The sequence below is a fragment of the Pseudoalteromonas sp. BSi20652 genome (assembly GCF_000239855.1).
GTDB lineage: Bacteria > Pseudomonadota > Gammaproteobacteria > Enterobacterales > Alteromonadaceae > Pseudoalteromonas.
This window is the reverse complement of record NZ_BADT01000192.1, coordinates 1-10,277: the sequence shown is the minus strand read 5'-3', so window position 1 is coordinate 10,277 and position 10,277 is coordinate 1. Positions and strand designations below refer to the sequence as shown.

Sequence of the window (10,277 nt, the reverse complement as noted above, 5' to 3'; positions counted from 1 at the left end):
ATTTAATTATTATTTTTCCATGGGTAAAAGAACAGAAATATAACGCTGTGCCCAATTAGCCAACTCTACTCTATTACGTGAATTAGTTTTTTTAAAATGCACTATATAAATGAGTTTTTACTGTGTGGTCACTAATATTAAGTTTATCGGCAATCTTATTATTACTAGCACCTTGCGCAATTAAATGAACAACAGACTTTTCTCGTTTTGTTAAATGCTCATAATCGTCTTGATTGATCTCTGAGTCACCTTGCAAGCTATTAAATGAAGAAGCCACAGCCAACATATCGCTAAATGCTTTTGAAATAACTTTACGTGTAAACCAAAGTTCACCTGTATTAACTCTAACTAAACCTTTAAAAATATCTTCTGGTGGATCTGACTTATAAAAAACGCCATTAAAATGATTGAGTAACAAATTTTGTTCGCATACATCTTCTTTAGCAACATTAAAAAATCACAACATTATACTGCTTAGCTAAACAAATAAGGTCTGCCGGAATTAGGTTATGCCACTTACTCTTAGCACCATCAATTAAAAATGATCATAAGCATCACGTTGTTCAACTTTAGGTGTTACCTCATCCATTTTAATATCAGTAAACGATGCTTGCAGTGTTCTTAATATAGCTGTGTAGTTATGTGAATGAAAATATGACTGAAATGCTGTTTTTACAAATACTGAGTTTTTGTTTGCCATGAATTTCGTCCTTGAAATATTTACCCTAGACTATCGAAATAAAATAAAAACCACAACAATACTATGACAGTAAAGTATGATTATTTTTTTAATTTTTAATAACAACTAATTAGATCAGTGTTTAATAACCATTTCACTCTGAATATAACAATTTAATTTACAATATAAATAAAAATTAAAATAAGTAATTAAAAAACATTCAAGTTAATCAAAAACCATTTAAGGTGTTTTATTTAATATTCGCTTTTAGTTTGTTTAGCGCATCAACAGAAAAGCCACGGTCGTAAAAATATAAAATTTCACCACTGCTATTTATAAGTACAACTCGAGAATTGTTTGGGCTTTGATTTCCTGTAAATTTTTGTACTGTTTCACCATCTTTATAAATAGTGATCACCCCGCCCCATAGCTCTTTAGGAATACCTTTGCGCATACCGCTGTCTATAAATGTGCTAAACATACGAGGTGCCATACCAGCAATGGTAGGTAATTCGTAAGTAGGGAGGGTAATACCAGCCATATCTAAACCAATTAACCAACGATCGATATCAAACTGGCTGTCTTGTTTGTAGCCAATTAATAGCAAAGTTTTATCTGCTTTAAAATCACTGGGAATCGTTACCGTATTTTGCTCGAGGCTTTCGCCACTAATATTTGGAAACTGTTTACCTGTTAGTTGTTGATTTGGGTACTGAGACGTGCATGCGCTAAGTAGTATAAGTGCAAACGCACTTAATATTGATTTTTTCATAATAAAGGACCTAATAAAGTTGTACAATTATCATAATGATACGTTTTATAAAGAAATAGAGATCTAAAGTGTTTGCGTCGTTAAATATTCTTTAAAATTATCAACCGTCATTGGTCGCCCGTATCTCCACCCTTGTCCATAATGTGCACCCGCCATCTTTAAAATAGCTTCTTGCTCAATAGTTTCAATCCCTTCTGCTACGCAGGTATAGTTAAACTTATGCACAAGTTCCATAATATTAGGGATCATAGAAGCTTTTAACCCCTCCGTTGCTATATCTTGTACAAATGCGCGGTCAATTTTTAACTGATGAAAGCTTAAATTTTGTAAGTTCTTTAAATTCGAATATCCCGTACCAAAATCATCCAGTGACAAATTAAAACCTGATTTAACTAATGTCCTAAAATGCGTATGCGCTATTTCTGTATCAAGATACTCATCTTCAGTAATTTCAAGACAAATAGTAAATCGAGAATTAATGAGTGCTGGCATTTGTGCTAACAGCGACACATTACCTTTCTCCACATCACACGGAAATATATTAAGCGACACTTTAAAGCCTTCAGGCAAAACCTCAAGTTTTGTAAGTTCTTCAACCACCTTAGAGATCATGACCTCGGTAAACGACCACGTAAGGTGATTTTTGCGTATCAGCGCAATAAATTGATCAGGTAAAAGCGCACCATATTTATCTTTAAAGCGAGCAAGCACTTCGCATCCTATAGCTTTGCCAGTTTGCAAACAAATTATAGGCTGATAAGTCCAATAAAAAGACCCTTTTTTCAATCCTTTACGCACTCGAACTCTTGTAGAGCGCCGTGCAGAAATTTGAAAATCAACAACTAAAGCACTCGATATACCAGCTAGACAATTAAGAATTAGTGAAATAATCAGTAGAAGCTGATTATCAGCAAAAAATTGGCTCCAAGGTATATGAACTGCGACGCAGTAACCTGTACTAGCATCACTGCACTCTAATCTTGTTTCAAATGGAAGATAATGACGGTTCGTTATTTCTTCGTACAAACCATCAGTACCCACTAAATGGTTTAATTTATTTCCGGCTTTATGAATAACCTGCCAATATGGGGCCGTCACTATGCCATCATCAAAAACCGCAGTGAGCATAATTAAGTTATAGTTATTTTGACGAACTATTACTACCTGCATTTCTCGATCATTAAAAAGCAACAAAGGTAGCTTTGGGTCAAAACGAACTTTAGTGTTACTTCCAGAACGAATAAAGTCAGGCTCTTTGTCAGCTATTGGATTTTTGAGTAAACCAACACCTGTCGTACAAACTAATTTATCGTTTTCGAAAAAGCCAATATCAATTACATATTTAGCATCAAATAGCGCACGTCGCATTTCGATTAAATTTAAATCGTCACAACGGGTAAAATTGAGTTTGTTTAATGGGGCAAGAATTTGGTTAGTTTCTAACACTGCTGCATCTAAGTGTTTAATAACATGTTCTGTGTCAGTGTTAATTGTAGTCGCTAATTTGTTACCCGCAAAATACAACAAGATTAAGCATCCCATTACAAAAACCAATATTCCGGTTAACATTGCGATAAATGATCCTTGCGAGTATTTTTTCATTACGTCCTTATAGACTCAATAACATATTATTTTAATTACAATTGATAATTACATAACTATTATTAAATGCAAATAACTAAATAATAAAGCATAAAAAAACACGAAATAATAATTATTAAATACATACTTTAAAATGATGTATTAAGTTAAAAAGTGTTGCTTAATATCATTTCAAATACAGCATCAGCGACCTTACTATGCCCTTCACTAGTAATATGAACCCCATCTATTAAGGATACACTCACCACACCTTGTAAATTATAAAAAAGTACTCCATTGTCCAATGCTACACGTTCAAAATGAATACTCATTGATGAGTTTTTACACTCAGCACCTTCATAAATATGTTTGTATAAACCCAAAAATTTAACGTAGGCAGGAGCTAAAATAACAATTTGGGGATAATTGTTAAGGTTATAAAATCCCTTAATCTGACTTATTAAATCATTCAAGCCATCTGCTATTAAACTAGGTGTTAAATTAAAACGTTTTTTAAGATCGTTTGTACCAAGGGCAATAATAATAAAGTCGAGCTCATGCTTATCCAAATAAGGCTTTAAATAGCTAACACCGCTAAGCACGCCATCAAACGGCGGATTATGCACTAACGTCCGATTAGGTTGCCCTGCCTCTATTACGTTAAAGCCACACCCTAAGTTTTTATTTAATAACGATGTCCAACGGTTATTTTCATCAAAGCGTTTTCCCGTTACAGGGTTTAAACCCCACGTATTAGAATCACCAAAGCAGAGAATGTTTTTTGTCATGTGAGTTATTAAAATGGATTGAGTGTATAACCCTGCTGTTGCAGCTGGGCATGTGCTGTCATCGCCGAAAGCGACATTTGCACACCTTCAATTAATTGTTCTGGCGTTACTTTAAAGTGAGTAGCAGATTGCCCGCAAACATACACTTTAGTGTTATTTGCAAGTAGCTGCTCAATTAACGCTTGGTTTTTATTGTCAGCGTTAAAGCGTTTTTTATATTCGCTATTAGCTAACACGTCAACACTTGCGCTACCGTGCACAACTAATGCAAGTTGGATGTTTTCAGGCTTTACACCATGCGCTACATGCATGTTAATAAAACGCGCTAGCGAATTTATTGAATTATTTTGCGCGCCTTCTTTAGCGCCATCTGCAACATCAAAGGCTATTTTGAATACCGTAGAATCATTAATTTCATCATACTCGGGAACATTGTAATAATTACCATACCCCTTAATTGGTTGCTCTGTTGCATATATTAAAGGGCTAAAAAGCAGCACTAACAATAGTAAATATTTCATAAAACAATCCTGTGTTTTTTAAGATTACCACTAAACTACCAGAGACAACCAAAAAAGGCTGCAATTTAAGCAACCTTTTGGGTACTTTTATGGCTATGGTTAATAAACTGCATACCTAAATAACTAAAAGTATTTTTAAACTGCTCTACAAAACAGGCGGGGGCTTCGCTTGATGACGCATTAGAAAGCACTGAAAAATGCTTACTACGTAAACTACGAAGCTTAGGTTTTAATGCTTCATCGTCCATATAATCGGTTATTCTATCGATAAATAATTTCATTTGTACCGTAGTGTTATACCAATAAACAGGGGACGCGAACACCCAATGGTCGTACTTTAAAAGTGCTTCAAACACAGCATAAAAGTCATCATTTTTATAGTTTTTGTTATAACAGTATGGCGCTATTTTATAATCATCCAGGCAAATTACACGCACATCATTTTGCTCGGCAAAGCTATTAACATGGGCTGTGGTATTGCCGTTTTTTCGTGCGCTTGAATAAATAATAACAGTATTACGCTCAAGTTTTTGTTGCATTTAGTTAGCTCCTTTTTTAATGTGGTTGAAGCTTAAAACCTCAAGTTATATTGAGGTCAACTAAAGGATTAAAATAATGCCAGTAGGACAAAAAAAGTTAACCGAAGCTAACCTAACCGTTGGCTATGTAGCAAAAAGAAGTGGTGTAAAAGTATCTACTCTCCACTTTTACGAAACTAAGTTTTTAATTAAGAGCTGGCGAAATAATGGTAATCAGCGACGCTATAAACCTGATGTATTACGCCGTGTAGCTGTAATAAAAGCAGCACAAGCAATGGGAATTACACTCGATGAAATTAAAAACACCTTAGCCAACCTACCCGACAACCGCACACCAACAAAACAAGACTGGTCAGCACTTTCAAAACATTGGCAAGCGAAACTTGATGAGCGAATTACGCATATGCAACGTCTGCGTGACAAAGTAGATGGCTGTATAGGCTGTGGCTGTTTATCACTTACAAGCTGCCCTATGTATAATAAAGACGACCATTTAGGGGATGATAAAAGTGGTGCTGTATTATTAAAGAATTAAAAATTTACAATGGTATTAGTCTGATAACTTAGCTAGGCGCTTTATGCTTATTTACATTTAACTGTAAATAAATTATCCCTTGTTATCGATAATTTAATACTAAACTCTAGTAACCCTAAAACTATCCATTAACTAAATTATAAAACTGATATAGCTAATTATCGATTTAATCGCAGCGGGTAAACTATTAAATAATTAGTGTAGCCTTTCAAGCCACTTAGCAAGAAAGGCTGATAATACTATTTTTTACCAATTAGCTCTTCAACAATAGCATTCATTTCTAGTGGCATTTGCGCCAATATAGAATCATTATCGTTTGCTAAAACAAGGTCTTTTTCGATATAAGAAACAACCTCCAAGTCTTTAACATTGATAATGCCACCAAAAGCAGTTACACGTCTAATACCTGGCACTGGAATACCGCCAGTACTGTCGACGTGAAGAACAATTACATTTTCAAAAGAAAAGTTTTTATCGTTAATAACACCTGAACTTTTAAGTGCTTTGGTTAGCTTATCCATTGAATACTGTAAGTCAGTAGCGATCTTCTCACCGTAATAGTTTATTTTATAGTCGCCTTTATTAGCACCTCTGCGAATACTTTCGCCTAGAGTCCAAGAAAGATTACCAACAACACTATAAAGTTGCTGAGCAGAAATCACTGAAGCACCATATTGACCAGCAACACCAGCTGTAATAGCTAAGCCAACTTCACTGCTGCTACCAGGTACGCCATGCAATGAAACAGGAAAAATTAAAGCAGGATTGTTAGTAGATAGATTGATTGGTTGTTCATATTTATCATTAACTTTTAATTCAGTCGACATACAACCAGTCAGAATTAATGTACTTGTAAGTGTAACCGTAGTTAATGCTTTTTTTAAAAATGTATTCATTTTCATCCTTTTTGATGTTTATTGTTATTCCTGCGCAAATTATACAAATTATTTAAATAAAAACAACTTGAAATATAAAGATATAAAGATATAAAGATATACTATTGACAATTACGCAATAAAAAATATTAACCTTTCAATAAAATCAACAAAAGAGAATAATTTACAAACGAACAATTGAATAGTGAGTGAAAAAATATAGTTTATAAAAGCCTTACAGCTCCATAAAACTATTCATATCAGAGCAAGAGCACGAACTTTACCTTCACTTAAAAGTATGATCTTATACTCCTTTTTTATGGATCATTCTAATATCTGACATTAAGCTATTTAAATATTTCGAAGCAATCTATGGCTCTCGTCAACAAAGCAAAGTGGTTCATAAACTATTTGATATCATATTCTTAGCTATTAACGCTGTTGTACCAGACTTTCGGTGCTGGGAAGATATTGAAAACTTTTATCATAATAGATTAGACTGGCTCAGGAAATACATTTCCCCTACACAAGGTATCCCTCTTAATAACATAATTGCTGATTAATTCAGCCGTATTGACACGGCGCAATTTCAAGATTATTTTTCTTCTTGGCCGAAAGCATCCACCAAGTTACCCCAAGACAATACCATTGTTATTGACGGGAAACGCTTCACCAACACTTATTAAGTTAATTGAGTTAATTGAGTTAAAGGATTGCTCAGTCACAATTGACGTCATAGGACGGCAAAAATCAATTGCAGAAAAACAGTAAATATTTTATACGGTGAGTTATAACGAATATGATAATTTAATTTTTTAAGTAAAAAATGAAAGCTTATTTGTTGATAAAAAATAATTGATAATTTCAATCAATTTATCCAATAATCTATTAATTGTCAGGGGAAAGTAATTTTAATGATTGAAAAATATCGATTATAAAAAAGTACCAAGTTCAAATTATAACTTGGTACTTTTTTAAATACGAGAATGACTTCTATGTATTAATGGTTACTACTGTAACTAACATCAGTTAATGTTATTTTTGATTTAGTAATGCCTAAATCATCAAAACAATCAGCAAAACTTTCAGAATCGCCGCGAGTACCACAGTCATTACCTCTAGAGTCTTGTGATTGAAGGTAGTTACCAAATTTAAAGTAAGCACTATTATCATCTTTAACTTTTAATTCTGCGGTTCTATTAAATGCTCTAATTTTTACAACACCTCTGTTATTTTCCATGCTTAAGGTAAATGACTCACCACTTCTAATTGTACCTAGTGGGAAAACAGTTTCCTTAGAGTCATTTTGTCCACGTAAACGTGCGTAAACGTCAAATACTCCATTCTTTGGTCTACTATCGATAAGGTTACTTTCATTAGAATCAGCGATATATACCTTCATTAATGTAGAAGTATCACTACCATGGTGTTGAGCAATAATTGTTTTAGCACCAGCAGACATTTCTACTTTATATTTTGCAGAAAAAGATTCTGTAGTACTGTACATACGTTTTCGTTCGCTTGGTTTGATCTTGTACTCATGACGCCAGCCGCCACCATTAGATGTTGTATGTTTTGTTACTAAAGGCACAAATACTAACGATTGGCTATTTACTAATGGATTTCTATTACCTTCTAGTTCAAATAATTGACCATTAGTAATAATACTTGGAATATTACTACCAGTACCACCACCATCTGAACCACCTGTAGCTGTTAGTTTGAAGTTATCAAAATACACTGTATTAGAGCTATTATCGTGTTTTGCAAAAACTTGTAATGTGTTTTTACCTCGAGTTGTAAATGTTCTAGATATTTTAGTCCAATTACTCACATTAAATTTCTTGTTTATAAACAAGCCATTCTGATCATTAATACCAATTTGACCTTTACCTTTTACATAAGCACTTAAAGTGTATTGGGTGTTTCTATTTACATCCACCACTTGGTGAACACGACCAGGTTTACCTGATATTTTTAATGAACTAGCGCCTCGGTATTTAACACCAGATATAGCCGCTGGTTCTTTTTCAACCCAACCTGCAAAACCGTTTTCAAACCCAGAATTATCAATAGTTACTGCTTGAGCAATACCTAACGGTAAAGAACATAAAGCAGTGAGTAAAATTAGTGATTTTTTATTTAACATTTTCTGTCCATATTATTTTAATTTATTGCCATATTTTAATGATAAAAATTTAGTTTTTACAGGTATCTATAATTAAATAAACCTAAGCTTAGTTATTATCATTACAATACACTATGACGTATTGGTCAGTTAACAGTCAACAAGTTATTACAATTAATTAATAAATTGATAACCAAAAGCCATGCTTATTGGTAATAACATTTTTAGTTTTTGGTATAGCAAAAAATCTGTATTTGGTGATTTATTTTTTAATTCATAAAAAAAACCATCATGTTAAATTAAATATTAAGGTATTTAATTTTATTATGAGTAGACTTTAAAAATGACAATTATTGCAATATTTACAACTGCACTCTTTGATAAATCTGCAATGGCGCTAGAACACTATCCTCAACACATCATTGGTAATATACAAACAAAATAAAAGTTAACCAATTGCCGTGTTAATAAAAGCATTAAAAGTGTTTTAGTAAACAAAACTAAGAGAGTTAATACGTATTAATTTGACCAAAAAACGAAGTTATATTTCTTAAAAGCTAGACTAGATGGCCACGCTAATTATTAGTGTATATTTTCCCAAGCTTTGATCACTAAAATTGCAAATTTAGGATAGGTGTCACTGTTATTATGCTGAATTTGAGTTGCTCAGTTTGAAGTCTCTGCGCGTCTTTATCACCTTTAATGGCGATATCACCGTCTAAAATGGCATCATTCATTTGATAAACGCAAACTTAAGATGGGTGTTTGGTTTATTCCCAAGCTTTTAAGGAAGCACAAACCATTCAAGCTATTGTGTAGCTCGGAGTCCGTATCTTCTTCAAAAAATTGATTAAAAATTGTTTTCCTAGGCACAGCTCCACTCAAATATCTAAATATACTCATAGTATTCCTATCTCAGTAAACCCAGGCGGCACTTATGCCACCTAGGCTTGAATTCCTTTTCTGATTGTTAAATAGCGGTAAAGGTCAATATTAAGAATGGCTATTTACGGTAAACCACAGGTTAGCTGGATAAATAACCGTTTGGCTTTGTATTTCCAATTTAAGATTTCTTTTCTTTCAGGCTCAGGGGTCCAGCGCTGCCATGGCTTAGTGATTTCTGGCTGGGGGGCATCGTTATACCAGTCTATTTCACAGGCTTCTTTGTACAGCTCATCATAAATTTCGGTTTGTTGTTTAAAGCTCATATCACGCCAGTAAACTTCTGGGCGATTGTTGTGTTTATCAAACTCAGCGGTGATTGGGTCAAGGTGCCTGTAACCTTCGTATTCTGGAATGTCAGGTAATGCCTTGGTATTATCCATAAAACGCACTAGGCGCTCCCAAAACAACAAACAATAAATAGGGTTTTGTGCAAGTTCAGTAACCACTATGGTCATTTTGGTGTTTGGGTATTTATCAATGTCTTTGTGCGATATCACCGGGAAAAAGGCACGAGAACCTCCTTGGTCGGTGCTTTGGTTTACCAATACACATTTCATATCACGCCAATCAAAACAGCAATTACCAAATTCATCCCGCTCGTCACATCCGAGAATATCAAAGGTATACCCGACTTTGCCTGTAATGCGGTCAAAATAGGCATATTTAGGTGAAAATACCAAATCCCAAAGAGGGAATAAATTTAAAAATAGTAAATTCCAGCACAGTACTAAGTATAGTAACCACCAATGAAAAGCGTCGTCTTCTCCATGAAATGGGATTAGCATAATATCTAAAGCAACAACTAAACTCCCAACAAACCCTAAAAACATAGGACCAAACAATAAGAGTCTAATTGGACTATTGCCGCATGAGTGAGTTTGAAATCGTTGAGGGTTCTTCTCAATCGTTGTTTT

The 10,277-nt window shown here is 33.9% G+C and carries 10 protein-coding genes and 1 pseudogene; 2 read left to right on the top strand and 9 right to left on the bottom strand.

Translation table 11 applies throughout. The annotated features are described in order from the left end of the window. Positions 1–9: 9 nt before the first annotated feature. The 6 genes and pseudogenes from P20652_RS18890 to P20652_RS03370 all read right to left on the bottom strand — a co-directional run bounded on the left by P20652_RS18890 (position 10) and on the right by P20652_RS03370 (position 4,880). Positions 10–700 (bottom strand): annotated as a pseudogene (locus P20652_RS18890) (response regulator transcription factor). A gap of 229 nt (positions 701–929) precedes the next feature. Then, the gene (locus P20652_RS03350) at positions 930–1,451 is read right to left on the bottom strand and encodes a hypothetical protein (RefSeq protein WP_008171486.1); all 522 of its coding nucleotides are present in this window, start codon (positions 1,449–1,451) and stop codon (positions 930–932) included. A gap of 63 nt (positions 1,452–1,514) precedes the next feature. Further along, a complete protein-coding gene (locus tag P20652_RS03355; protein ID WP_033017912.1) occupies positions 1,515–3,053 on the bottom strand; it encodes an EAL domain-containing protein in 1,539 nt (512 codons plus the stop codon). A gap of 146 nt (positions 3,054–3,199) precedes the next feature. Continuing rightward, positions 3,200–3,820, bottom strand: coding sequence for an SGNH/GDSL hydrolase family protein (locus P20652_RS03360; RefSeq protein WP_008171483.1), 621 nt, complete (start codon positions 3,818–3,820; stop codon positions 3,200–3,202). Positions 3,821–3,828: 8 nt separating this feature from the next. Then, complete coding sequence (locus P20652_RS03365) at positions 3,829–4,341, bottom strand: DsrE family protein (protein WP_008171480.1); 513 nt, start codon at positions 4,339–4,341, stop codon at positions 3,829–3,831. 65 nt (positions 4,342–4,406) lie between these two features. Further along, entirely contained in the window at positions 4,407–4,880 is a 474-nt protein-coding gene (locus tag P20652_RS03370) for a flavodoxin family protein (RefSeq protein ID WP_008171479.1), read from the bottom strand. 76 nt (positions 4,881–4,956) lie between these two features. On the opposite strand from P20652_RS03370, the gene soxR reads away from it, so the two are divergent. Continuing rightward, positions 4,957–5,415: a redox-sensitive transcriptional activator SoxR gene (soxR, locus tag P20652_RS03375; protein ID WP_008171477.1), complete on the top strand. Its 459-nt coding sequence runs from the start codon at positions 4,957–4,959 to the stop codon at positions 5,413–5,415. Positions 5,416–5,654: 239 nt separating this feature from the next. On the opposite strand, the gene P20652_RS03380 is transcribed toward soxR, so the two are convergent. After that, positions 5,655–6,311, bottom strand: coding sequence for a hypothetical protein (locus tag P20652_RS03380; RefSeq protein ID WP_008171476.1), 657 nt, complete (start codon positions 6,309–6,311; stop codon positions 5,655–5,657). A 302-nt stretch (positions 6,312–6,613) separates the two neighbouring features. On the opposite strand from P20652_RS03380, the gene P20652_RS21525 reads away from it, so the two are divergent. After that, positions 6,614–6,853 (top strand): transposase family protein, encoded by a 240-nt coding sequence (locus P20652_RS21525; protein WP_083832871.1) that lies wholly within the window; start codon positions 6,614–6,616, stop codon positions 6,851–6,853. A 437-nt stretch (positions 6,854–7,290) separates the two neighbouring features. Here P20652_RS21525 and P20652_RS03385 read toward each other — a convergent pair whose 3' ends face one another. Further along, positions 7,291–8,439 (bottom strand): polysaccharide lyase family 7 protein, encoded by a 1,149-nt coding sequence (locus P20652_RS03385; RefSeq protein ID WP_008171473.1) that lies wholly within the window; start codon positions 8,437–8,439, stop codon positions 7,291–7,293. Between the two features lie 986 nt (positions 8,440–9,425). After that, a partial coding sequence (locus tag P20652_RS03390; protein WP_050548225.1) for a hypothetical protein occupies positions 9,426–10,277 on the bottom strand: 852 nt, incomplete at its 5' end.

What these genes read in the sequence shown, in the direction of transcription:
- P20652_RS03350 (WP_008171486.1), bottom strand. Translation starts at nt 1,451, where the DNA reads ATGAAAAAATCAATATTAAGTGCGTTTGCACTTATACTACTTAGCGCA.
- P20652_RS03355 (WP_033017912.1), bottom strand. Translation starts at nt 3,053, where the DNA reads ATGAAAAAATACTCGCAAGGATCATTTATCGCAATGTTAACCGGAATA.
- P20652_RS03360 (WP_008171483.1), bottom strand. Translation starts at nt 3,820, where the DNA reads ATGACAAAAAACATTCTCTGCTTTGGTGATTCTAATACGTGGGGTTTA.
- P20652_RS03365 (WP_008171480.1), bottom strand. Translation starts at nt 4,341, where the DNA reads ATGAAATATTTACTATTGTTAGTGCTGCTTTTTAGCCCTTTAATATAT.
- P20652_RS03370 (WP_008171479.1), bottom strand. Translation starts at nt 4,880, where the DNA reads ATGCAACAAAAACTTGAGCGTAATACTGTTATTATTTATTCAAGCGCA.
- soxR (WP_008171477.1), top strand. Translation starts at nt 4,957, where the DNA reads ATGCCAGTAGGACAAAAAAAGTTAACCGAAGCTAACCTAACCGTTGGC.
- P20652_RS03380 (WP_008171476.1), bottom strand. Translation starts at nt 6,311, where the DNA reads ATGAATACATTTTTAAAAAAAGCATTAACTACGGTTACACTTACAAGT.
- P20652_RS03385 (WP_008171473.1), bottom strand. Translation starts at nt 8,439, where the DNA reads ATGTTAAATAAAAAATCACTAATTTTACTCACTGCTTTATGTTCTTTA.